The sequence below is a fragment of the Limnothrix sp. HT2024 genome, from assembly GCF_059138625.1.
The window spans coordinates 767,395-792,400 of record NZ_CM181121.1 but is presented as its reverse complement, the minus strand read 5'-3'; the positions used below and the strand labels follow the sequence as shown (position 1 = coordinate 792,400).

Below are 25,006 nucleotides of genomic sequence, written 5' to 3'. Positions count from 1 at the left end.
TCCTCTAAATCATTGGGCAGCCTTCCGCTAGGGCACGGTGCTAGCCAGAGGATCTTTGAAAGGCTGAAACTGCTAGCTTTTGGTTCTCATCAACCAATAAAGACAAGGGGCTTAAGCCCCTTGCCCCCACGATCGCTGGTACTTTGTAAGTCCCCCAATTTGCTTTTCAGGCATCCTCTAAATCATTGGGCAGCCTTCCGCTAGGACACGGTGCTAGCCAGGCGATCGACCAAATTCGCCACATAATCTAGCGCTTGGGAAATGGTCGCCGGATCTTCCAAATCCACACCCACATAATGCTTAAGGGCAGCCATTTGGTTTTCGCTGCCGCCACTAGCCAGCAGTTGTAAATAGCCGGGTACAAAATCTTGGCCCCGCTGGCGATATTGTTGATAGCAAGCCAGGCTTACGATGTCCGAAGCGGCGTATTGGTAGCAGTAAAAGGGCTTGAAGAAAATATGACCAATTCGGGCCCAGTCGTATTGGTGCTCCGGCAAAATTTCCACCGCATCGCCACATAAATCTCGATAGAGACTATCCCAAACTTCATTTACAAATTCAGCATCAAACCGTCCCTTTGCAGCCCGATCGTGCAGGGCCAGTTCCAATTGGCTAATGGTGGTTTGTCGGAAGAGCAAACTGAGTTGATCTTCTAGTTGGCGCGTAATTAAACTGCGCTGCATATTCGGATCGGCGTGGCGATCGAGCAAATAATCCAACAACAGCAGTTCATTAAAAGTGGAAGCCACTTCCGCCAACACCAAAGGCGGATTGCTGTTGAAATAGCGTTGATGATCGTTAATCCAGGCAAAGTGCAAGCCATGACCCATCTCATGGGCCAAGGTGAATAGAGAGCTGTAATCGTCGGTGTAGGACAAAAACAAATAGCTATGTTTGCCGTGGGTGTAGTTGCAAAATGCGCCGCCCCGTTTGCCCGGCCGCACGGACGCATCAACCCAACGGTTCAGGAAAAATTCTTCGGCCCGTCTTGCATAGGTTGCGTCGAATTGTTCCAGGGCCGCCAGCAGGGTTTGAATGCCGTCTTGGAATGGCAGCGGGGCGATCGGCTCGGTGCTCCAGGGAGCATAAACATCACAGGTGCGAATGGCGGCTCCGGTGGCTTTTGCTTTGATTCGGTAATAGGTTTGCCAAATTTCGGTGCGATCGCGCGTGCCATTCATCACGGCCCAAAACACCCCTTCGGGCACTTCGTCGCTAATTAACTGTTTTTCCAGAGTCGATCGATAGCCGCGCATTTGGTTTTCGATCGCGTGATCCTGGGTAATCGTGCTCAGGATGTAGGCATAGAGGGTGTTGTGCTGTTGGCTGACGGCTCGCACCGAGTGATAGGCCCGTTCGCGCAGGGTGCGATCGCCCTGAAACAACAGAGCCGAAAGTTCGGCTTCCGTGGTGGCGGTTTTGCCATCGGCCATGGTGACGGGGGTGTAGGTTTGTTCGCCCAAATGGATCGATCGCAACTGGATAAAGGCTTGCCGCCCGGTCAGGCTGTCCCGATTGCGCGTTTGTTCCACTGCTTCCGGCAACCGAAACGGTGCAAATCGCCCCACGGATTCCAGGTAATGGGCATAAAGCCGCAGTTCTGGGGCCTGTCGCAATTCCGCCAAGTGATCGGCGCACATGGCCTGAAGTTCCAAGTCAAAAAAGACCAGCTCGTTATTCACGGTGGTCAGGGCCGTTTGGATTCGATCGACCTCCGCTTGGGCGGTGGTGTCTCGGGTGTTGGCCGCAAAGGTGAGCGAGGGAAAGCTCCAAAGATAGCCCACCACCTGGTAGATGCCTTCTAGCTCTTCCAAGGCCTGGGCTAGCTCCTGGGCGGTCAGCGAGGCCGTGCGATCGCGGTAGGTGATCCGAAAATTCTCGGCTCGATCGCTCACCCAGTGCAAATCAGCCTCATAGCGGGGATCATCAAATCCCGCGTATAGATCGGCTAAATTCCAGGTCAATGGGTCGTTTTTGTCGGTGGCTTGGGCCGTCCCGATCGCACTTGCTACCATAGCTCCAACCTTCGCCTCAACCTTGGGTTCACGCAGTAATTTCAGGCGTTCAAATTCAATTCAAGCCGGTTCAATCAAGCGGGTTCAATCAGGCCGGCTCGAGTGAGCCAGCTCGATCGATTTGGCTTGATCAAGTCGGTTTGATCAAATCGAGTTGATCAACTCGATTCGACTGGGTTCAATCAATTTGGCCCGATCGTAAAACAATCCAGGGTACAGGAGTTGAACCTGTCTGAGGCGAATTATGAGTTCGCTGCCTAAACCGCTCGGCCAACCCTGGAAAATGTCGGAGACCCAATGCTCAGCGATAGGTTTTGAGGGTGGTCTATCGCTTTTGGAGAGTCGTGTGAGTTTACACTCGTCATTAATTTTGCCATTGGCCGCTAGTTTGGGCAATATTCTTGGATAGAGTTTGAATGGCTTGAGTGATCAGCCAGCCGCCATCTGCTCTGGATCCCTCAACCTCTCTCAAGTAATCTTCATCAACTGCCGTGAATCCCAGCGCTGGTTTGACCATTCTGTTGTTGTTGTTGATGGCGGGCACGGGCATTGCCAGCACCTCCTGGGGCTATAACCTCGGCCGGGAGGCGCTGAAGGGCATTGTGCAGCCGGACTTTCGCCCCACGGCGGACTCCTCAGGGCGCGGCGGCAAGCGACCGGAACCGGCTCCCCTGAAACTGCTGAATGAGCAACAGTTGCTGGCCAAAACCAAGGCCATCACCCAAACGGCTCCCGTGGGCAATGCATCGCCAAAGCCGGTGGATCCGGCCCTGACCCAAACCCAACCTCAGGCCAAGCCTTTGTCACAAACGGCGGTGGCCAAGCTGCCCATTTCGGCCAAGGCGGAAGGTGTGACCCTGACGGTGGTGGGAGCCAGCCGGGTGGGCGATTCGTTGGTGCTGGAGTTGACGCTGCGCAATCAGGGCGATCGGGCGGTGCAGTTTCTCTATAGCTTTTTGGAAATGGCGGACGATCGGGGTGATCCCCTGAGCGCGATCGTGGAAGATTTGCCCAGTGAGCTACCGGCCGACGGAGCCACCGTTCGGGGCAAGGCGATTGTGCCGACGGTGTTGCTGGATGGGGTGAAGTCGTTGCAACTGTCCCTGACCGATTATCCCGATCAGCAATTACAGCTTCAAATTCAGGGAATTCCGGTGCGTTAGGGGTGATTGATCGCCCTTGGCCATACCCCCATCAGCCATGGATTCCAAGAGCATATTGATTCCGAGAGCAGGTTAACGGCTTTGAGAAAGCCCCGTCAGCAAGATGGCCGAGCCGGTCGTTTTTGAATAGAACCAAGCAAAATCCAGCAAGCTTAACCAGGATCAAGCAAACTCGATCAAACTCAATCAAACGGAATTAGTAGCGGTGGATAGTCAAGGCTGGACGTTGAGCTTGTGGGTGCTGCTGTTGCCCATCACGCTGAATGCGTTCTTTGTGGCGGCAGAATTTTCCATGGTGGCTGTGCGACGATCGCGCATTGATCAACTCGTCGCAGATGGGGATCCGGCGGCCCGCAGCGTCCAGTATTTGCAACAACATGTTGATCGGCTGCTGTCCACAACCCAGTTGGGGATTACCCTGGCGGCCCTCACCCTGGGTTGGTTGGGTCAGTCGGTTTTGGCCGCACCCTTAATCAGCGGCGCAATTTACTACTGGCCCGCTGCGGCCGATCGCCCTTTGGTGCAGGCGGCGGCCGTGGGGACGGCGTTTCTATTGGTGGCCTACCTGCAAATTGTGTTTGGGGAATTGGGCCCCAAGTCGATCGCCCTGCGCCATGCAGAACAGGTGGCCTTGGTATTGGGGCCGCCCAGCGTCACAATCGGGCGATTTTTGCAGCCGATCGTTTGGTTTTTGGAACGTTCCACGCGGTGGGTGTTGCGGGCCTTGGGGTTGCGGCCCAGCGATCGCCATTGGGCCAGCCCGATCGCCCTGTCGGAGTTGCAACAAATTGTGGGCAATTCCACGGAGTCCCCGGACTTGGAAGCCGATGAGCGCCGCCTGCTGCAAAATGTTTTGGCCTTTCGAGCCGTGACGGCCCGGGATGTGATGATTCCCCGCACTCAGATGGTGGTGTTGGAACAGTCCGATTCCGTGACGGATTTGCTGGCGGCCGTGGGCCAAACGGGCCACCTGCGCTACCCGGTGATGGGCGACTCGATCGATGACATTGTGGGCATGGTGCGATTTAAGGATCTGGCCACGCCTCTGGCCGTCGGGGAATTGAGCCTGGACACGCCCCTGAGTGCTTGGATTCAGCCCGCTTGTTTTGTGCCGGAATTTGCCAACACAGCGGATTTGTTGCGATCGCTCCGGCGATCGGGACAACCCATGGCGATCGTGGTCGATGAATTTGGCAACACGGCGGGTTTGGTCACGCTCACCGATGTGGCGGAGGAAATTGTGGGGCCCCTGGCCGCCGACGACAGCTCGATCGAGGCGATCGATGAGCAAACCGCCTGCGTGCCCGCCCAAATCACGATCGATGAAGTGAATGGCCGTCTGGGGCTAACCCTGCCCGAAGCCGACGATTACCAAACCTTGGCCGGGTTTGTACTCTGTCATCTGCAACGAATTCCCCAAGTGGGCGAAAGCTTTCGTTACAACGGTTTGGAATTTGAAATTGAAGCGGCCAATGGGGCCCGAATCGATCGGATCCGCATTCGCCGCCTGCACTAGATTCTTCAGATCTCTCAATCGAGAATCTTTAAGCTTTGGCCGAAATCAGGCCCTAAACGCCCACCAGATGGTGGTGATAGGCCGCCCCAAGACCAGCCGCCATTTCAGCGGGGGTGATTTTGCCATCTCGGTTGGAATCTAGGGCATCAAAAACCGCATCGCTCCCAGCCCATTCTTCACGGGTAATGAAGCCATCTCCGTCCAAATCGTAGACATGGAAAATGTCATCGGCCGCATGGCTGAGGGCTTCTTGGCCTTCCAGTTGAGCCAGGCGATTTTTTAACAGCAACTCCAGGGATTCCAGCGCTTTCGAGAAGCCTTCAATCCCCTCCGTGAGCTTTTCGGAGGCCATTGCATCGTCTTGGTGCATTTGATCGAAAACTTCGCGATTCATCTCGATTTTTTCGATCGGCTCTGCACCGGCCAAGTCAGGACTCAGCTTGCGCACCAGCTCGCCCTGATTGCTTTCCAGCTCATCCAGGAGGGCCGGCGAAATGGTCAGCAAGTCACAACCGGCCAGTTCCACAATTTCGCCCATGTTGCGGAAACTCGCCCCCATCACCTCCGTTTGATGGCCAAAGGTTTTGTAGTAGTTATAAATCCGCGTCACGGACAACACACCGGGATCTTCTGGGGCCGGAAACGAATCGCGGCCAGTCTTTTTCTTGTGCCAATCCAAAATTCGACCCACGAAAGGCGAAATAAGGGTCACGCCCGCCTCTGCACAGGCGATCGCCTGGTGCAAACCAAACAACAGGGTGAGATTGCAGTGAATGCCTTCTTGTTCCAACACTTCGGCGGCGCGAATGCCTTCCCAAGTGGCGGCAATTTTGATCAGAATTCGATCGCGTGAAACACCGGCTTTTTCGTACTCCGAAATCAGATAACGACCCTTGGCGATCGTCGCTTCCGTGTCATAGGACAGGCGCGCATCGACCTCCGTGGAGACCCGACCGGGAATAATTTGCAAAATCTTTTTACCAAAGGCCACCGCCAAGCGCTCAAAGGCCAGGGAAGCCACCTCCTCCGCGCTGGCTTGCTTGCCCTTTTCGGTGCGGGCCTCCAGCAGGGTTTGATCCACAATTTCCTGGTATTGCGGCATTTGGGCCGCAGCGGTGATCAATGAAGGGTTCGTTGTGGCATCGCGGGGCTTGAGTCGTTCGATCGCTTGAATGTCGCCGGTATCGGCCACCACGATCGTCATTGCGCGTAATTGTTCAAGCAAGGTCTGAGCCATGATCACTTCTCGCTGAGAGCGTTGCGAGTGTCCCGCCCTCTCGGTTGGGCCGGGAAATGTGCTTCCAGTGTGGCCGATCCCACCGGGAATGGTGACGCTCCCGATGAGAACTTCAACAAAATCACAGAAAAGTTCAAAGAGGGCGGGAGTTCCTGGTAAGTGTTCAATCAGCGATCGATAAGAAACCTCATCACTTGATCACAATTGCTTATCAGGCTCCCTGGCCTTCTCTAGAGTATTAGCAGGGCTGGTGGCTGCTTCCTGTATGCCGGCCCAAGGCGATGCAGGCGACATGACTGGACTAATCGCAACATCTCGGTTGTTGTTGGATGATCTGGCTCGACAAGGAACGCGATCGGGCATCAGTGGCTATTTGCCAGACTACGTGCCCGCTTTGGCCAAGGCCAATCCGCAAGAGTTTGCGGCCGCCGTGCAGGCCGTGGATGGCCGCAGTTGGGATCGATCGCCCCCGGGGCGGCGGGTGGTGTTGATGAGCGTCATGAAACCCCTGCTGCTGTTCTATGCCCTTGCGCTTCTGGGCCCCGAGGTTGTGAGCGGCTTGGTGGGCTGTCAACCATCCGCCAAGGCCTACAACGACTTGGATCAACTGCTGGAAGATGCGGGCCATCCCCGCAATCCCATGCTGAATAGTGGGGCCTTGGCCCTAGCGGGGGCCCTGCCTGGAACCACCGCGCGTGATCGGGTGCGACGGTTCCAAGCTTGGTTATATCGGGAAACAGGCTGCCTAATGCCCGTGAATGAAACCGTGCTGGCTTCGGTGCAGAGCCTGCCCAACGGTCGCAATCGTGCTTTGGTGCAAACCTTGGTGGACTCTGGCCGGGTGGCGGAGCCGGAAATTGCCCTGGAGATTTACAACCGGCTTTGTTGCCTGGGGATCACGATGCCTGAGTTGGCGGCTTTGGGCTGTTGGTTTGCTAATCCGCCCTCCCAATGGGCTGAGTTGGTGCAGCAAACCCTAGGGGCGATCGCGGTGGGCGGTCTCTACCAAGATTCGGAAACCTGGATGGCGCGTGTGGGCTGGCCCACCAAGTCCGGCGTGAGCGGCGTGGTTTGGTCAATCCAGCCCGGTCAAGGATCGATCGCCTGTTACAGTCCGCTGCTGAATCCCCAAGGCCATTCGATTTTGGGGTTGGACTTTGTGGAAGGGGCGATTCGCTGGTTTTGATTCACCCTGAACCCAATAGCCTGAATCCAATCAATCACTTCAAGTAATCACCTCAAATCCTGTTGAAAGGTTATTGAAGGGTTGTTGATTGACAAGGTTGTTGATTGGGCCACGGTTCAGGAGGCAGACTCGGGGCGATCGGCTTGATTTTTGCGGCGACGACAGCGATCGGAGCAGTATTTCACTTCGTCCCAGCAGTCTGCCCATTTTTTGCGCCAGGTAAACGACAAACCACAAACGACACAAACTTTGGTAGGAAAGTCGGCTTTCTTGCGTTGTTTGGGCATGGAATGTTCAAGCGGATGGAGCGCGCCATTCAATTGGCGCAGGCAAGTATTTTAACGAATTTTCACCCCGAACTCTTGGCAGGTTCCCAAAGGTCTCTGGTATCCAAGCCCCCTGACATCCAAGACCTCAGGCATCCAAGACCTCAGGCCTCAGGCGAATTCTTGCCTCCTGCGGGAAACCAAAGGTGTCGATCGGCATCAATCTCGATTCGGCCTTGGGCTTGGAACAGTTGCAACAGCCGAGTCACGGTGACCCGGGTGGTTTGGGCAGCGCTGGCCAATTGCCGATGGGTGAGGCGCAAATTCAAACGACGCGCTGAGCCAAGGGGCTGCCCAAATTCCCGATCGAGCAGTTGCAGCAGTTGCCAAAGGCGCTCATCGGCTCGCTTCAGGGTGAGCAAGGATTTCAAATCGCTGGCCTGATCCAAACGGCGCAGGGCGTGGAACAGCAGGTTGCGGGCCAGGATCGGGGATCGCTGCACCTGGTCGATCGAGAGGGGCAACAGATCCGTGGGAGCCAAGGCCGAGGCCCGGTAAGGATTCACCGCGCTCAGAACTTGTCCAAAAAATGTCCCCGTGCTCGCAAAGCCCAAAATTGCTTCGGAACCGTCCGGCAGCAGGGTTTCGAGGGCTACGGCCCCGCGATAAACAACCCAGAGGCGATCGGGTTGGAGGGGAATGGTTTGGTTGGTGCGAAACGATTCGAGGTTTTGGCTACGGTATTGGGCTTCGAGCAACCGGCGCAGTTCCAAGTCGGTGCTACTGGCCAGGGTCGATCGGATCATTTTGGGCATGGGAGGGGAAGCAGAGGGCGATGGGGTGCGATCCCAGGACGCAAATCACGGGTGCTGAGTCTTGGGAGTTGGGACTTGAATGATCTGTGCTCGATGACTGCCAATTGAGATCGTATCAGTTTTTGACCAATTGACAGTAATTTTCAATAAGCGATGGCCAAATCATCGGCAAAACCTCAGTAATTGCGAGGCTGGGGGTCTCAGCTTGTCAGGAGCCTCTGCAATAACTGGGTCAAAACTGTAGTGCCCCACACCAACTCAGGCTAACGGCGACCGTTTAACCCCTTGCCAAGGGAATGTTAACGATCCATGAAGATTGTGCCGCAGCGCCTAGGGATGATCCCCCCTCTCCGAGGATGTCTAAGCAGCATCTTTCAGTATGGGCCAAGCATCAATTGCCGTGGGGGCAAGGGGCTTAATCCTTAACATTGAACTTGTTTAGCGCTTTTGGCTTGACTCAAGCATCAATTGCTGTGGGGGCAAGGGGCTTAAGCCCCTTGTCTGCGCCGATCGCTGGAGCTTACAGGGTGGCAATTTTGGCTTTTCAGACACCCTCTTAAGGTAGGCGGGCCAGTTCCGTTTGCAGGATTTGGCAAAGTTCCCCATGATTCGGGCCGTTGCTGGCAATGCGGCCGCCCCACTGGTTCAAATCGCCCGTGGCATAGCGCAGGGGTTGACCGTCAAAGTGGGTGAACTGGCCGCCCGCTTCCGTCAAGATCAATTCCGGGGCGGCCATATCCCAATCCTTGGGGGCCGATTTGCCCGAAAGGGAAAGATACAAATCCGCTTTTTGCTCCACGATCGCGGCAATTTTGCCACCAACACTGCCCACGGCGTGCTGATTTTGGCAAGGCAGGGCGGCCAGCAATTGGTTAAACCGCTGGTCTCGGTGCGATCGACTGACCACCACGGTCAGCTCCGAGAGTTGGGCACAGTCCGACACCCGGGGCGATCGGGTTTGGCCAGCGCGATCGAACGCCACCGTTCCCGACCCTTTCACGGCTGCATACAACTGTTCCGCCTCCGGGCAAGCCACGATCGCCAGTTCCGGCCGCCCTTGATAAACCAGCGCCAGGTGAATGGCATATTCGCCGGTTTTTTGAATAAAGTCCTTGGTTCCATCCAGGGGATCGATGATCCAAATCCAATCCCGATCGGCTGGAATGCCTTCTGATTTGTAGGTTTCTTCGCTCAGGTAGCCAAATTCAGCGCTCCCCAATTCCTGCTGCAAATGACTGAGGATGGTTTGATTGGCTGCCAGGTCGGCGGCCGTGACGGGCCCGTCGCCTTGGTCTTCAATCGCCAACTGATCGCCTCGGTAATAGGCCCGCAGCACGTCGCTGGCGGCCCAGGCGGCTTGACGGGCGATCGCGCACAAATCCTCAAGGGGTCGCATGGTGGCTCAAATGCAGGACAGGGGCCTTGATGGTATCAGTTGATTAGGCTCTTGGGGGATTAGATGATTGGGTGACCAAAATTCAGGTAGCTTCCGGGCGATCGGGTCACTCGGGTTAACTGTCGATCGATCCCAAATTCAAATACCCAATCGGCAGCCCCGGCCGCCAGCAACGGATCAACAAATAGCTTTGGGTGCAAGGCTTTCCAAAAGTAATCCACAAAATCGGAAATTTCCGCCTCACTCAGCCCCTGCCCTCCGGCGGCAATTCGATCGCGCTCGGCTTGCTGTCGCCACTGTTTTGAAAATTGGTAATCAGTGGGTTTCAAAATCAAGAGTCGATCGCACCATTCCCAAAGGGGTAAATAATCCCGCAGCCGTTGATTACAATCCTGAGCAAAGGCGCGATCGTCCTCCGAAAAAATGGGTGCTGGCCAATCCACAAGAGTCGTGAAATCAATCGGCTTCACTCCCACAAACCACCCTTCAAACAACACAATATCAACTGGTTGAATCATCTCCGCCGCCACGCGATCGCCCTGTCCCCCATGACAGGATTTATCGAATCGCGGAATGGCTATGGTGGAAGCTTGGGGCGATCGCAAGGCCCGCAACGTTTCCAGCCCCAGATCAACATCATGGGTTCCCGGCGGCCCTCGCCAAATGAGTCGCGGATCCTGGGCTTGCAGCCGTTGCCGATCGGCATAGGTTTTGTAAAGGTCATCGATCGACCAACTGAGAGTTCGCCACCCCAACAGTTCCAACGCCACGGCCATTGCGCCACAGAAGGTGGTTTTGCCTGCACCCTGAACACCCAAAATTCCCAACACGATCGGGCGATCGCTCTGGGCGCGTAATTGCCCTAACGCCAAGGCCAAAGGCCACCAAGCTTGCTCCATCATGGCCCGATTGCTGGGGTGATTGAGCAAAAAGGCCCAGCGCGATCGCTGGCTCAGGGCTTCACAAAATGCTGCAAAATCCGGCATGAATTCCCAAGTTTCTAGGGGCGGTTTGTCCGCAAGCAATTAGTTGATGACAGCCCCTAGGCAGCCAACATTGTTTCCAAGGTATGTTGATTCCAAAGGTCGCGATATAACCCCGGTCGCGAGAGCAATTCATCGTGGGTTCCCATGTCCACAATGGAGCCTTGATCCATCACCAAAATTCGATCGGCAGTGGCGGCGGCGGACATTTGATGGGAAATAAAAATCACGGTTTTCTTAGCGGTTCCGTCCGTCAGATTGCGCAAAATTTCCGTGGCAGTTTGGTTATCGACGCTCGATAGAGCATCATCCAAAATCAAAATGGGGGAACTGATCAACAGAGCGCGGGCCAGGGCGGTGCGCTGGCGTTGGCCGCCGGAAAGGGTGATGCCTCGCTCTCCGACCACCGTTTCGTATTGCTGGGGGAAGGTGAGGATTTCGTTGCGAATTTGGCTGGTGTCGGCGGCGGCTTCCACGGCCCCCAGGTCGATCGCGGGATTGCCGTAGCGAATGTTGTTGGCGATCGAGGTGCTGAACAGAAAACTATCTTGGGGCACATAGGCGATCGCCCCGCGCAGATCGTGGATCCGCAGTTGGGTAATGTCAATTCCATCGAGCCACAGTTGGCCCGGCTTCAGATCCAGCAGGCGCGGCAGGGCATTGGCCAATGTGGACTTGCCGCAACCCACGGGGCCCACGATCGCCACCATTTCCCCCGGTTGAATCTCGAAGTTCAGATCGCTCAAGGCCAGGCGATCGCTCCCCGGATAGCCGTAGCTGAGGTGGGTGGCCTTGAGATGGCCCACCACTTGCTCCAGCGGCAGGGCGATCGATTCGCTGTTGTCGATAATCTTCGGTTCCGTCTGCAAAATCGCTTCCACACGATTGATGCTGACTTCGCCCCGCTGATAGGTGCTGATCGTGAAACCCAAAAGCGCCGTGGGGAAAACCAATCGCTCCACATAAATCAGCAGTGCCACAAAATTCCCGATCGACAGTTCCCCTTGGGCGATCGCATCGGAACCAAACCACAACAGCACCAGCAAGCTGACACTCGCCAGCCCTCCTAGCAATGGAAACAGCACACTACGGGTTTTAGCGAAACTCAAATTCACCCGCAGCAACTGATCATTCACCCGCCGAAAAGCTTGCCGCTCATTCTCCTCTTGGGCATAGATTTTGATCGGAGAAATGCCGCTCATGTCCTCTTGAATGAGGTCGCTCATTTCCGAAAGCCGCTCTTGTACCTCCAACTGCTGGGTTCGCAATTGATTGGCAAACAACTGCACCAACACCAACATCAAGGGATAAACCAACAGAGCCAACAGCGTTAACCGCACGTTGATGCTGAGCATAATGGGTAGGGTTAACGCATAGGCAAATAGGGTATTCGCCAAGCTTAGAACGGCAAACCCCATTAACCGGCGAATGTTGTCTACATCGCTGGTGGTGCGGTTAATGAGATCTCCGGCCGTGTTCACCGCAAAATAGGCTGGCTCCAGGGTCAATAAATGTTGAAAAATGCGTTGTTTCAGGTCAAATTCCACCTGGCGACCCACCCCAAACACCAGCACCCGCGACACCATCCGAATCACCCACATCACCGAGGCCAAAATCATCACGGTGACGGCGAATAAGAGAATGCGATCGAACGAGAAGCTCGCTTGCAACTCATCAATTCCATTCCGAATCAGCAGGGGAATATAAACCCCCAACACATTCACCAGCAGGAGTGTGCCAATCCCGATCGAGGTTTTTTTCCAATAGGGGCGTAAATAGTTTCCTAAGATTTTCAGGTTCGATCGATTGGAGCCAGCCATAAATTAGACCATCCTGATATAGGAATTCTTCAAAGGAGTTCGTTGAACAGACAAGCTTCGCCCGCAAATCGTCCCCAAGGTGAAAACCTGGGGGTTTTGGTTTTTTTGGGGCCTTGATTCTTGAATCTTGAGCTTTGAATCTTGAACCTTAGATTTTGAGCCTTGAGCCTTCGAGGCCGTTTGAAAAGCCAAAATTACTACTCAGTAAACCCTAGCGATCGACGCAGACAAGGGGCTTAAGCCCCTTGCCCCCACAACTATCGGTGCTTGACCCGTGCCAAAAGATACTTTTTAGACACCCTCTTAGGTTTTCAGAATCTTGCGCTTTAGTCTTGAGTTGAGCGCCGTTGGTTCAGGGTCTTAATTTAAGGCCGTTTCCGCCTCCCCAGAGCCTGGCCCATCAAAGGATTCACCCAAATAAATTGCCCGAATATCTGGCGGTAAGGCTGATTCCAAGGCGCGGTAACTTTGGCGCAACTTGGCCCGCACAGCGGCCGGTGACAAGGATTCCCCCTCCGCTTGCAAATAGGCGGCAATTCGTGGCTCGCTCCAGTGCAGGGTTTGGGCCATCAACACCATCAACCGCGCCGTGGGATCCTGGCGATCGAGCGCTGATTGCAGGTAACACCAAAGGGGCGGCGGGGCAGCCGTCAAGGAATAGTGAATGGATTCCACGGGGGGCAATTCCGCCTGATTCACCATCAAAGCCGTCATATTAATCAGCCAGTTTTGCAAGGTAAATTCATCAGCGCGATCGATGCGAGTTGCCCGGGCCCGTTCCAAATCTAAAGTGGGTAATTCGCGAAAGATTCGGAACCAAATTTGGGCAAATAAATAATCCGCTTGGGCATCGGACGGCGCGGAATGTTGCACCAGGGAATAGACGATCGGGCTATAGCGACAAAACAAGGCTACAAAATAGCGGCCGGAGTCGGGATAGCGTTTAAATAAGTCCAATAATTCTGAATCACTGTATTGATTGAGGGACTGAACGATCGGGTGACGACATTCATGAAAACTAGGTGCATCCATGGGCAATCAGGCAGTATCCGTTGCGGTGGCAAAATGCGGCCAAGGGAGGTAACCCCCCTCGCCGGGATTAGGGTCTGGCCGGAACCATCAACCTAGCTTCGGGGCCTAATCATCCCCCAAGGAAGCCACATCATGCAGGGCATCTTCCATCTGCATTCGTTGTTCCATTTGCCGTAAAAAATAGCCCGTCATCATGGCCGAGGCCAACAATCCGGCCAGATTTTCTCGATCGGTCACGATTTGGATGCTGAAATGTTCACCGGGCAAGGAACCGACCAAGCCTTGAACATTTTGGGAAACAATTTGCTTCACATCAGGGGTCACCGCCCGGGCCACGCGGGCCAACACTTCCGGCGATTGACGCTGGAGGTATTGCAGCAGCGGATTGACGCGATCGTCATTTGATGCGTCATCAAACCAGTCAGCCGTTTCGGGGTTAAAAACCATAGCGTCGATTCAGTCGGAAGGACGATCGGACTCTGGGAGAATCCTATAGAAATGCTGGTTAGCGTTCTGGTTGGCGTTAACGATGTTGTTGAGTTCACCTGCAACTTTATGCAACAACGATCTGCCGCACATTGCAACGGTTGGTGAGTCAAGCATTACCCAGAACGGGACTGGAAGCGTGCAAAGGGAAATTGAGGGGACGGTGAATGGATTTGCACGCATTCCCGATTGAGTGGGATGGCACCAACGGAAACACAATATAGAAGCACTAACAGAAATTAACGAACATTGCTCAACAATCTGGCCCTATTGTGACATTTTTGCTCAAGTCTGCAACGGAAGTTGACGAGCGGTGATTTCCTTTGTCTAACCGTTGATTAACCCTTTCTCAACTCATCCTAAGTTGAGGATGCCCGGTTCAGGTGTCGATCGAGCAGCCGATCGAGCCAGTGCAGCAACCCCAACACCAGCCCCACACTCAGCACGGGCCAAATCCAAAATCCTCGGGCGATCGCTGGGGAGGCATCGAGGGCCAGCCCACCCAACGGCGGCCCCACCGCATAGCCCACGGCCCAGCAAAGGGAATTGATCGAAAGGTAAGTGCCGCGTAGGGATTCCGGAGCCAAATCCACCACCAGGGCCGAACCAGAGGGCGTATAGGCCACCATGGCCAGGGACAACAACGCCAGGGCCCCGCTCGCCCCGGCCAAGGCCCAGGCTCCGGGCTGAATCCACCAAACGGCGGCAAACCCCACCCCAAACAACCCGGCAGCGATCGCCAACGATCGGGCATGGCCATAGGGGCGCAGCAACCGGGACATGGGCAGTTGGGCCACCGCCGCTAAAATAATATGCCCCGAGAAGAGAACCCCGATTTGCGCGGGAGCCAAGCCCACAATCCGCTTGAGATAAAGGGGCAAGGTGGCTTCCACTTGGGCCAAATAGGTGGTGAACAAAATATTAGCAATCACAAACAGGCCGAGGAGCCGATCGCTCAGGGTTTTGCGCCAGCCGGCCCAATGGCCGATCGCCGTTTGGACTGCGGGCCGGCGATCGGGCACCAGGGCCACCACCGCCACCGCAAACAGCACAAAAGACAGGGCATCGCCCAAAAACAGCAACCGATAGAGACCGGTTTGGCCCACCAGCAATCCCCCGATCGCCGTGCCCAATCCCAGCCCCACCACATCCGCCAGCCGCGTGACCGCAAAGGCTTCCCGCCGATGTTCCTCCGGGGTAAAGTCCGCCACCAGGGCTTCCATGGCCGGCCAATATAGCCCCACGCCCAAGCCCATCAGCAGATTGCCCACCACCAGCAACGGAAACCCCGCCGCAAACCCCAACACCCCATCCCCCAGGGCCGAGGCGATCGCCGACAACAGCAACACATTCCGTCGGCCCACCCGGGGCGAATCCGACCATGAACCGCTGGCCACCCGGCCCAGCACCCCCGACAACTGCCCCAACCCCAGGGCAGTACCCACGGCGGTGGCCGACAGGCCCACCTGTTCCACAAAGTAGATCGCTCCGTAGAACATGACCAAGCCAGTGCCCAGGTGCAACAGGACGCGCCCCAGGGTCAAAATCCAGACCACACCGGGCAAGGGGGGCAACCATCGTTGAACGGTGGGTGGGACTGTGGATTGGGGCGATCGACCTTTGGGAAACAGCCCCTGCTTCAATCGTTGTTGGATTTGACGCAACGCGCCCATGAACAAACCCCACCCCGCAAGGATTTAATCGACCGTTTCCGAAACCGGGAAGCGATCGAGCAGGGCCCGCGCTTCGCTGGCCCGATCCTTCAAGTCTCCCGCCAAATAGGGCACATGAATCACCTGGGAGAGCAAATCCAGCGTTCGGCGCACCATCCGCACCACATCCCCATCATCCAAGCTGGTGCGGGCCGACAAGTCCGACCATTCCGCCCCCAAGGCCCACTGCTCCACCAAGCCGATCAGTTCGTCTTCCAGCAAAATCGGCAACATCACCCGATAGCGCCGCTGAATCTTGAACAGTTCCCGCCGCTGATCGCTCAAATCTTCCAGGGTGGCCAACACGCCATCCGTAGGGAGTGCATCCGTCCAAGTGTCCGGGCGGGGTTCTTCAATCAGCAGGGCCGCACAGGCGGCGGCCAGTTGGGGCGGCTCCAGGCGATCGAACTCGCCAGACATCAGGGCCAACCCCAGCCACAGCTCATTTTCTCCGCGCAACGTTGCGATCGCCTGACCCAATTCCGTGGGCTTGTGGTTTTCGTCCAAACACTCAAAATATTGCAGGATTTCAATCAGATTCACGAACTCCTGCCAATAGCGCTCAGACATACGCCCCAACTGGCCGCGTTTTTCCGCCAAGGTATCCGCCAACGTATCCAAGCTGTGCAACGCCTTGAACAGGTACTTGCGATTAGTCCATTGGGAAACGGGATGCTCCTCCAACTGAGCCGCCACCGATTCCACCCGTTCTCGTTGCTCAATCACTTCCGGCGCATCCTCCGGATCGGGCAACACAGGAATCCGATGAATGATGGCCAGGGTTTCTTCGTCGCCGGCCAGGTGCTGGCCAGGCCGCAGGGGTAAAGCCACCGGGGGTTCCAGGCGATCGACCGCTGAAATGCGCGGAAATTCCCCGTAAAGGCCCGCCACATCCTCGGTTTTCACCACATGCCAAGCATTGTCAATCCCCAAACAAACCAGATAGGGGAATCGACCGGAGCCAGCCACCTTCAGCACCAACACCGCTGGCAACGGTTCCTTCACCGGCATTGACGGCCCCTTGAGGGCTAGCACGGTTCCCGCCACCGCAAATTGCAAAGCGGGGGCCAAGTCCTTGCCGCGCACCACCTCCGCTTGTTCTTGCAAGGTTCGCAGCAACCGTTCTTCGGCCTTGAGTCGCTGGTTGAGCTTTTCGTATTGGGCCACTTGGGCCAAGTCCACCTCGGCCGTTTGGGCTTGCAGTTGCTCCAGCTCGGCCGCCAGTTCCTCCACTTCTTCTTGGTAGGGAATGAGGTGAATGGTGGAGAGGTATTGGCCAAAGCTGCGTTCCACCAGGCTGCGCGCTTCCTCTAGGGAGTGGGTTTGCAGCAGGTTCAGCACCATGCCATAGGTGGGGGTGAACTGACTGACGAGGGGATCCGGTTGGGAGGTGGCCAGGTGGGCCGCTTCCTTGGCTCCTTCAAAGGGCGTTTGCAGGGTCACCACATAGCCCTGAATGTCTTTGCCCCGGCGACCGGCTCGGCCAGCCATTTGCAAAAACTCGGAGGCGTTCAACAGGCGATGTCCCCGATCGGTTCGTTTGGACAGGCTGGAAATCACCGTGGTGCGGGCGGGCATGTTGATGCCGGCGGCCAGGGTTTCCGTGGCAAACACCACCTTAATCAGGCCGTCTTGGAACAGCTCTTCAACAAGGCTTTTCCAGGCGGGCAAAATTCCCGCATGGTGAGCAGCAATCCCCCGATAGAGGGCGGCTAGTTGGCCATCGCGAGCTGCGCCGGGATTTTTGACCAAAAAACTATCGATGCGGGTTTTGAGGAGTGCGGCTTCGCGATCGGACACCAAGGAGAGGCCGGCAGCGTTGGCCACGGCCCGATCGCACCCTCGGCGGCTGAAGATGAAATAAATGGCCGGGAGCATGTCCCGCTGCTGGAGTTGGGCCAGCACAAAGGCAATATCCGGCGTTTCGGCCCGCAGATCCCGCTTCACCTGGTCGCGGGGCTTGCGACGGTTGCGGCGTTCCGACTTGAACTGAGGATGCAGCCGTTTGCCTTCGTCATCCAGCAGCGGAAACAACCCCTTGTAGTTGCCAAAGCTGAACTGCAAGGGCACTGGGCGAAAGTCGGAATAAATTAATTCCGTGGGCCCATGGACATAGTTCAGCCAATCCGTGAGCTGTTGGCTGTTGGCCACGGTGGCCGACAGGGCCACCAGTTGAATTTCAAAGGGGCAATAGATGATCGACTCTTCCCAAACGGTTCCCCGCTGGGAGTCGTTCATGTAGTGACATTCATCGAGCACCACCGTTTGCACATCGGTCATGGAAGTGCCGATTTGCCCGATCGGGGTGCCATAGAGCATGTTGCGGAAAATCTCCGTGGTCATCACCACCACGGGGGCATCGCGGTTAATGGACACATCCCCGGTCAATAAACCCGCTTGATCTTCGCCAAACTGCTCTTTAAAGTCGCGGAATTTCTGATTGGAAAGGGCCTTGAGGGGCGTGGTGTAAAACACCCGTTTGCCTTGGCTGAGGGCGCGATAGATCGCATATTCACCCACCAGGGTTTTGCCAGAACCAGTGGGGGCACAAACCACCACGGATTTGTTGGCATTCAGCGCCTCGATCGCTTCCAATTGAAAGCGATCGAGATCAAAGGCAAAAACATCGGCAGGAGGCGGCCCTTGAGCGATCGAAACTGAGCCGGCCTGGGGCGAAATGGGGGAAACAGTCACGCGCGGCAGTTACTCAAACGGGGTGAAGGGGCGATCGGCCTTAACCTGTTGGATGGGTGATGCACAGGCTAGAACCGTCTTCAATAGTAGAGCGAATTGGAAAACCCGTGCCACCACGCCCCCATCCCCCAACCGGCTCAAGGGTCATTCCTAGGCGGGCACTTCCGCCACCAGTTTGTGGCCACTGAGGGCAGACTTGCGGCTGTCAAAGAGCTTGCCCAGCCCCTCCGTCACGTCCGCCACAATCTTTTGGGGGCATTCCGCAATGAAGGCCTCGGCGGATAGTTCACCGGCAAAGAAGGCCTTACCCCGATCGCGCAGTCGTGACATTTCGTCATAGCCCATGGCCTTCACCATGTAGGTCGTGAGGGGCGAGTTTTTGATGTCGTAGTCAAAATCCTGCAACCGGCCCACTTCCACCAGGGTCAACACCTCCTCTTCAATGGTGTTGCGGGGGTAATAAACATGATCCAGCGCGGGCAGAAAGTCCGCCAAGGAGGAAACATTGAACCCTTCGCTCGGCATTTCACCCATCAACATGGACAGGGGAATATCCTTGCCAAAGCGCATGGACAGGGCTTCTAGAAAGGCGATCGTAAATAACTTTGTGCCCAGATAAAGGCGACCAATTTCCAAGTTGCTGCGGGCCTGTTCCACCAGAGCATTAAAGGTGGCATCGTCTGGCTCATCGCGAAACTGATGAAAAATCCGCTCCGGTTGCAGGGAATTCATGAAGCCTTCCATTTTTTGGAGGGCAACCCGGTATTGATAGACCGTATAGGAGGTGGAAAACTTCAGATTGTGGTTGGTTTCCGGCAACAGGCTCCAGGTGTTGTCCAAGAACCGAGCGGCGCTGGGGTTGGCAAAGCTGCCCACGTCCCGGTTAGCCAAGCGCACCGATCGCTTGACGGTTTTTTCAATTAACGCCTCATCTAGCCCCAAATCATATTTTTCATTGACCAGGTTCAGGCGCTGATACAGAACATCACAGTTACTGAACCCCTCGGTACTTTTGGGCCGAAACGGAATCGTTCCCTCAATGCAGGCGGTGATTTGGGCAATCAGGGCAGCGGGGGCATAGTCTTCTAAAATCTTGCCGGCGGCCAGGGCACTGAGATACTCATTCATCCCGGCATAGGGAGAGAGGGTCTGCCCCGGCCCAAAGCCAAAAATATCGGTAACCAACGCAAAGGTTTGGTCTTTTTCCAGCAGTTCCGACTGATCGCGAATAATTAAAGCTTCTCCCTCTTCGCGTACAAAGGGGGTGATGAAGTAGCTGAGGTTGAAGTTAACGCTGCGATCGACCTGGACATAAACCAAGTCGTGGAACAGGGCCGAGAGCACCTCGATCGGGTCTTCATGGCCCCCCACTTCAAAGATGTGCTCCGGCGTGTGGAAATAGCGCCACGGGCCGGTCATGGTTTGCACGATCGTGGCGGCAATCTTATCGAGCGGGGCCCGATCAATCGACAGCCCCGATGCCTGAGTTGCCCACACAAGCTTCTCAAGGCATTCTTCTCGATCGCGTTCTCGGCTCATCGCGTTGCCCCCGATAGGTTTGCCTGATGGTGATTAGACAGCCTCCCCACCGTTGGCGGTTGGGAATCTCAATGTCTAGGTTGGTTGAGGTTGAATCTTCCGAATCTTAACCGACATTCTGAGCGAGGCGGTCGGAATCATCACTTTTGAGCTGTTTGGCTCCCCGCCCAGCGGTCTGGCTCTGTCCGATGAGCTAAACACCAGTCCATGGCATCTAGTCCATGGCATCTGGCCCATGGCATTAAGCGGCATTTCTTAATCGCATTTATAGCGCATGGGATAGGGTCTAGGGGTGATTTTTGACACCAGTACCCATGAGGTCGATCGGTCAGCAGTGACGCTTCGGGGCCAGCGCTGGGGGAAATCGGCGGGGGAAACCAATGATATTCGCCCTAGGGGCATTCTAGCGATTCTCGAGTATCTGCGCCGGTTTGGGGATTGGTGCCAGCCGCATATTCACAGAGCCGGGCCGCTTGCAGGCGATCGAGCGCTGCGTAGGTAAAATCGGCTCCCTGTACCTTGGCCCCTTTGAAGGTCGATCGCAGCAACATCGCATCGGACAGCACCGCATCGGTTAAGTCCGCGCCGTTGAAATTGCTCAGGTAGCCAATTCCGTTGCTGAAATCCACGCCTTGCAGGTTTGCGCCGCTGAGATTGCTGCCATTGAAAACGGCTCCTCGCAAATTGGCTCCATGGAAGTCGGCTTGCTCCAGGTTTTCGCTGGCAAATTCAGCCCGCTCCAGGTTTTGGCCAGCGAAGTTGCGATTGCTCACTTCCGCATCGTCAATGGCCCGAATGGCGGCAGAGCTAGCAGCCCAAGCAGGAGCAGCGATCCCCAGCCCAATCACCATTAACAGGGCCGTGAGCGCGATCGCCCCCACGGCGGCCCGCCACCGGGAAAACACGAAACCGCGAGGCAAAAAACCAAAAGACAGAAAACCGCAGGACAGGATCGATCGAGCTGATCGTGAGAGTTGGGAAGAATGATGGGCAAAAACGATCATGACGGCGATCCCCGAAAGACAGCTTGAGAAACGGCTTGAGGCTATAGGCATTTTGCCATGAGCCTTTTCGAGCCGATCCGTCGGTGGTAATTTTTTCGGTGATGATTTTTGAGGAAGGAATTCTCGGACGGTAGGGCTTGTCGTCAAATCACCTGAACCCCTGATTCCACCGTTGGCAAATCGTTTGGGGCAAGGGGCTTAAGCCCCTTGTCTAGGGCGGTCAGGGCTTTGAAAATCATGACCCTAGGGCAGCACGATCGCCTCACGGGCCCGACGATCGCGTTGTCGTCGGTAGGCCCACAGGCTCGATCGCAACAGTAACCCCAAGGAGGCTAACTCCCCGGGCGACTCCCGAGACTGCCACTGGCCCGGCTGGCAATAGAGCCATTCCACCAGTTGCCGCTGTTGGGTCGGGGTCAAGGGTTCCCAGGCCACTTCCAACAGCGCTTCCCCGGTTTGGGGATCGCGATCGGGCTGATGGAGCACTCGCACCGGCAAAACCAAGGGCTGCCCAAAGGCGCGATCAATGAGGTGTAATTGCCCCTGCTCCGGGTTCTCGGCGGTGGAACTCAGCGGCGGGAAATCCGTGAGCATCGAAGTGGCCTTGGTCGCTGGGGATGGTTGCGCTTCTCCCAACAGGATCCGGCGCACCGTTGCCCAACAGGCCCCAATCCCGGATTTCGGAGTGGGTTGGGGCGATCGAGTGAGGGCCACAATTGCTCCTGATTCGGAAGCCAAACGCAGCGTCACTCCCATGGGCCAGGGGCGATCGGCCAGTTGCAGCAACCCCGGGCGATCGCGCCGGAACCACTCATGCCGATTCGGCTTCGGAGCATCCACAGAAGCCAAAACCGCCGCCCCCACCAACAGCAGGTTATAGGTCAGCCAAGCCAAATTCAGTTCGCTGCCGCTTTGGCCCGCTGGCAAGGGTAACCACCCCAACACCTGTACCAAAGACCAGCCCCAAGCCATGGCCGTCAGTCCCCAAATGCCAAGCAGCGGCAGCCCCGGCATGGGGTTAAACACTGCCCGATCGCGAGCAATGCCCTTGGGAGTGACCCGAAAGGCGCGGCCAAAGGGCCGCCAAAGCGTGTGCAATACCGTGAGGGCGATCGGGAAGCAATTCACAATGGCATAAACATCGCCCAAGGTGGCCGAACACGATCGCCGGTTCAACCAATTGCAGGTGGCCAAATGGGCCACATAAAGCGGCAAAAACCACAGCAACCACTCCATCACATCCGCCTGCATGGGCGAAATGCCCAGCAGGGCGATCGGCAACGGAGCCACCAAAAACAACAGCCGAATCAGCGACAGGCCCCAATAAAACCAGCCTTGGGCATAGTGCAACCGCTGCACCAACGTCAGCCCCCGAATGGTCAGCGGATTTTCCGGAATGAAAAATCCCTGCATGGTTCCCGCTGCCCAGCGCTGTTGTTGGGCAATGTAAGCCGACATGCTCTCAGGCGATAGCCCCGCACTCAAGGCCTCATTCAAATAGCGAATTTGGTAGCCACTGGACATCAAGGCAATCCCCGTGAAGTAGTCTTCGCAAAGACTGCTGGTGACAAAGCCGCCCACCTGCTCCAGGGCACTGCGGCGCACCACAAAGGATGAACCATAGCAAATGCTTGCGCCCACGCCGTCCCGCACCGACTGGATATAGCGGCTAAACACGTCACGGTTCGTGGTGAAGCGATCGCCCAGCCCCAGGTTATAGACGATCGGGTCTGGGTTGAAGAAATGCTGGCGAGTTTGCACCAGTCCCACCGAGGGATCATGGAAAAAACCCACCGTTCGCTGCAAAAAGTTGCGAGTGGGCACAAAATCCGCATCAAAACAAACGATTAATTCTCCCTGGGTGTAACCCAAGGCATGATTTAAATTACCGGCCTTGGCATGGGTGTTGTTTGCCCGCGTCAGGTAATGACAACCCAGGGATTGGGCCAAGTCACGCACCTCGGGCCGCCGGCCATCATCTAATAAATAAATTTGCTTGGGGCCGTAGTTCAGCGCTTGGCAGCCAATTACCGTGCGGCGCAACACGTCCACCGGCTCGCCATAGGTGGGAATCCAAATATCCACGGTGGGTTGATAGCCCGTGGCGACCAACGCGGCGGCCCGGGCCGCTTCGGCCCGGCGATCGCCCGATCGCAACATCAGCGCCAAATCCAAACCACTATTCACCCAAAGGGCAATTTCACAAACCAACAGCAAGCCACTGGCCAGCCCATCGGCCACCGTGCTGAAATTCAGCGTCATGGTGACCCGCCAAACGATGTAGCGCAGGGTCAAAGCACCCACGATCGCCACCACCAAGGCGCGCGATCGTTGGCTGGGCATTCGTCGCCAGCGAGGTACGAGGGCCACCGTTGCCACCAACCCCACCACCATCGCCACTAACCAACTGCGATATTCAGGCTGGTCGGGTGTTTGTCCCAACAGTTCCAACCCCCAAAGGGGCAACATCAAAGACGACTGGGCAAATTCCGTCAGGCCGGTGCAACGCGCTAGGGACTCCGCCAACAACAGCATTAGCCCGATCGCCCCGGCCAAAATGCCCAGCCAACGCCCCGTCAATCGCCGTGGTTTTTGACCATGCGCCCGGGCCGGCGAGGTACGACGTAACCAAGAAAGAGTCATAGGTTCAGAATCGTTACAACCGTCAAAACGCCATTCCGTTTCGCTATTTCGTTTCGCTATCTCATGTCACCGTTAGGACTCGATCGGATCTAACTCGATCACCGTTTACCCGGTCGCCTCTGCCGTGCTCATCCCCAAGGCCACGCTTACTCAGCCACTCCAGCCTAGGGACTCCGGATTAATTCGGCGGTGACCCCCGATCGAGCAAGATGCGTCGTTCATCACTCCCTCTGCCAGAGTAACAATTCTTCGTAAAAATATCTTTACAAAATAATGGACGCTGATAGGCACGATGAGTAAAGGTGATCGCAAGCTTCAGCAGCGTTGAGGCGGCGATCGCCCCAACCCATCACAATCCACCAGCGGCATCGGGGCGATCAAGCTATAGTCTGATCAGAATTTTGATCAGCGATTGCGGGGCTTAGAGCTTGTCATCAGCTCGCCTAAAACCCTGATTGCACCGCTAGCAGATCGTGGAGGGCAACGGGCTTAGGGGCTGTCGTCGTTTAGCCCGAAGCCCTAGATCTGCCGTTAGCGGATCGTGGGGAACAAGGGGCTTAAGCCCCTTGCCTAGGGCAGTTGGGGCATGGAAAATCAGCCGTTTTCACTGGATCCCCAAAAATGGCGATCGGCCCTAGATCGGCGCTGGAACTAGCGCTTGGATCAGCCGCCCAAAGTCCAACTTCCTCGATCGTGCTTGAGCAGCCTTTAATCAGCCGGAATACCTAGAGAAACCCATGACAGCCGTAGACATTTTGGGGATTTTGCATCCAGGGCTAGCCGTTGTCCTTGTCTTCCCAATGATTGGCATTGTGTCGCGGGCCGCTTGGCAAGTTCGCCAACGTCGGCTTGCCACCGCCGCCGGTCAAAAATCAAAGATCCCGCCCGCCGTTGGCCTCGAACATGTGGAGATTGGGCGGTGGCTGACGGGATCCATCGTCGGCATTATTTTGGTTGCATTTGCCTACATTTTATTTGCAGACAAAACCAACCTCTTAGATGCCGCTAATTGGAGTCAAAAAGGCGGGCTATTTGCAACCCAGTTAGCATTTTTTGGCGTAACGATCGGCTCATTGGTTTGTTTATATCGCTCCAGCAGCAAACAGTGGCGAGCTACATTTGCCACCCTGTCCGGCATGGGTCTAACCATCATTGCCGCCCAAGAAGGAATCTATCGCCGCGATCATGAATGGTGGGTTTCCCATTTTTACTATGGAACCCTGGCTGGTCTATTGATGATTTTCGCTTTGGCAATTTTGCCGGAAATTTACCGCAACAAGACCTGGCGCAAAGCCCATATTGTGGCCAATGTGGTTGCCCTGTTGTTGTTCTTAGGCCTAGGATTTACCGGCGCAAGGGATTTGTTGGAGTTGCCCCTCAGTTGGCAGAAGAGCTTTGTGTATGGTGGCTGCAATGCCGAAACTCAAACCTGCCAAGCGCCTGCTCCACCAGCTCCATAGTTTGCAAGGGTGATCGTCTAAGCGATCGAGCCAAGGTCA

General features: G+C 56.0%; 18 protein-coding genes and 1 tRNA gene. 4 read left to right on the top strand and 15 right to left on the bottom strand.

The annotated features are described in order from the left end of the window. Nucleotides 1-200 precede the first annotated feature (200 nt). Nucleotides 201-2,015: a M3 family oligoendopeptidase gene (locus AC2IAX_RS03285; protein ID WP_494389312.1), complete on the bottom strand. Its 1,815-nt coding sequence runs from the start codon at nucleotides 2,013-2,015 to the stop codon at nucleotides 201-203. Between the two features lie 207 nt (nucleotides 2,016-2,222). Then, nucleotides 2,223-2,295, bottom strand: a tRNA-Ile gene (locus AC2IAX_RS03280). A gap of 211 nt (nucleotides 2,296-2,506) precedes the next feature. Here AC2IAX_RS03280 and AC2IAX_RS03275 point away from each other — a divergent pair. Both AC2IAX_RS03275 and AC2IAX_RS03270 read left to right on the top strand, forming a co-directional pair. Further along, on the top strand, nucleotides 2,507-3,178 hold the full coding sequence (locus tag AC2IAX_RS03275; RefSeq protein ID WP_494389311.1) for a hypothetical protein: 672 nt from the start codon (nucleotides 2,507-2,509) through the stop codon (nucleotides 3,176-3,178). A 205-nt stretch (nucleotides 3,179-3,383) separates the two neighbouring features. After that, nucleotides 3,384-4,694 (top strand): hemolysin family protein, encoded by a 1,311-nt coding sequence (locus AC2IAX_RS03270; RefSeq protein ID WP_494389310.1) that lies wholly within the window; start codon nucleotides 3,384-3,386, stop codon nucleotides 4,692-4,694. 52 nt (nucleotides 4,695-4,746) lie between these two features. On the opposite strand, the gene AC2IAX_RS03265 is transcribed toward AC2IAX_RS03270, so the two are convergent. After that, entirely contained in the window at nucleotides 4,747-5,931 is a 1,185-nt protein-coding gene (locus tag AC2IAX_RS03265) for a transaldolase (RefSeq protein WP_494389309.1), read from the bottom strand. A gap of 292 nt (nucleotides 5,932-6,223) precedes the next feature. Between AC2IAX_RS03265 and AC2IAX_RS03260 the strand changes: the two genes are divergently transcribed. Further along, a complete protein-coding gene (locus AC2IAX_RS03260; RefSeq protein WP_494389308.1) occupies nucleotides 6,224-7,117 on the top strand; it encodes a glutaminase in 894 nt (297 codons plus the stop codon). Nucleotides 7,118-7,233: 116 nt separating this feature from the next. Here the strand turns inward: AC2IAX_RS03260 and AC2IAX_RS03255 are convergent, their stop codons facing one another. From AC2IAX_RS03255 to AC2IAX_RS03200, 12 genes are all read right to left on the bottom strand, one after another. Beyond that, nucleotides 7,234-7,404: a DUF2256 domain-containing protein gene (locus AC2IAX_RS03255; protein WP_099534134.1), complete on the bottom strand. Its 171-nt coding sequence runs from the start codon at nucleotides 7,402-7,404 to the stop codon at nucleotides 7,234-7,236. A gap of 143 nt (nucleotides 7,405-7,547) precedes the next feature. Further along, nucleotides 7,548-8,198: a Crp/Fnr family transcriptional regulator gene (locus AC2IAX_RS03250; protein WP_494389307.1), complete on the bottom strand. Its 651-nt coding sequence runs from the start codon at nucleotides 8,196-8,198 to the stop codon at nucleotides 7,548-7,550. A 556-nt stretch (nucleotides 8,199-8,754) separates the two neighbouring features. Then, nucleotides 8,755-9,594 carry a 3'(2'),5'-bisphosphate nucleotidase CysQ family protein gene (locus tag AC2IAX_RS03245; protein WP_494389306.1) on the bottom strand — a complete coding sequence of 280 codons (840 nt, stop codon included), beginning with the start codon at nucleotides 9,592-9,594 and terminating at the stop codon, nucleotides 8,755-8,757. Between the two features lie 59 nt (nucleotides 9,595-9,653). Next, nucleotides 9,654-10,619: a glycerate kinase gene (locus tag AC2IAX_RS03240; protein ID WP_494389305.1), complete on the bottom strand. Its 966-nt coding sequence runs from the start codon at nucleotides 10,617-10,619 to the stop codon at nucleotides 9,654-9,656. Nucleotides 10,620-10,636: 17 nt separating this feature from the next. Next, on the bottom strand, nucleotides 10,637-12,397 hold the full coding sequence (locus AC2IAX_RS03235; protein WP_494389304.1) for an ABC transporter ATP-binding protein: 1,761 nt from the start codon (nucleotides 12,395-12,397) through the stop codon (nucleotides 10,637-10,639). A 360-nt stretch (nucleotides 12,398-12,757) separates the two neighbouring features. Further along, on the bottom strand, nucleotides 12,758-13,429 hold the full coding sequence (locus tag AC2IAX_RS03230) for a sigma-70 family RNA polymerase sigma factor (protein WP_494389303.1): 672 nt from the start codon (nucleotides 13,427-13,429) through the stop codon (nucleotides 12,758-12,760). A 105-nt stretch (nucleotides 13,430-13,534) separates the two neighbouring features. Next, a complete protein-coding gene (locus AC2IAX_RS03225) occupies nucleotides 13,535-13,876 on the bottom strand; it encodes a DUF760 domain-containing protein (RefSeq protein WP_099534128.1) in 342 nt (113 codons plus the stop codon). Between the two features lie 398 nt (nucleotides 13,877-14,274). After that, nucleotides 14,275-15,588, bottom strand: a complete 1,314-nt coding sequence (locus AC2IAX_RS03220) for an MDR family MFS transporter (protein WP_494389302.1) — start codon at nucleotides 15,586-15,588, stop codon at nucleotides 14,275-14,277. A 24-nt stretch (nucleotides 15,589-15,612) separates the two neighbouring features. Continuing rightward, on the bottom strand, nucleotides 15,613-18,279 hold the full coding sequence (locus AC2IAX_RS03215; RefSeq protein WP_494390265.1) for a DEAD/DEAH box helicase: 2,667 nt from the start codon (nucleotides 18,277-18,279) through the stop codon (nucleotides 15,613-15,615). A 192-nt stretch (nucleotides 18,280-18,471) separates the two neighbouring features. Further along, complete coding sequence (locus AC2IAX_RS03210) at nucleotides 18,472-19,860, bottom strand: hypothetical protein (protein WP_494389301.1); 1,389 nt, start codon at nucleotides 19,858-19,860, stop codon at nucleotides 18,472-18,474. 392 nt (nucleotides 19,861-20,252) lie between these two features. Then, nucleotides 20,253-20,765, bottom strand: coding sequence for a pentapeptide repeat-containing protein (locus AC2IAX_RS03205; RefSeq protein WP_494389300.1), 513 nt, complete (start codon nucleotides 20,763-20,765; stop codon nucleotides 20,253-20,255). Nucleotides 20,766-21,107: 342 nt separating this feature from the next. Continuing rightward, entirely contained in the window at nucleotides 21,108-23,507 is a 2,400-nt protein-coding gene (locus AC2IAX_RS03200) for a glycosyltransferase family 2 protein (protein ID WP_494389299.1), read from the bottom strand. A 737-nt stretch (nucleotides 23,508-24,244) separates the two neighbouring features. Here AC2IAX_RS03200 and AC2IAX_RS03195 point away from each other — a divergent pair. Continuing rightward, complete coding sequence (locus AC2IAX_RS03195) at nucleotides 24,245-24,967, top strand: DUF4079 domain-containing protein (RefSeq protein WP_494389298.1); 723 nt, start codon at nucleotides 24,245-24,247, stop codon at nucleotides 24,965-24,967. Nucleotides 24,968-25,006: the final 39 nt, after the last annotated feature.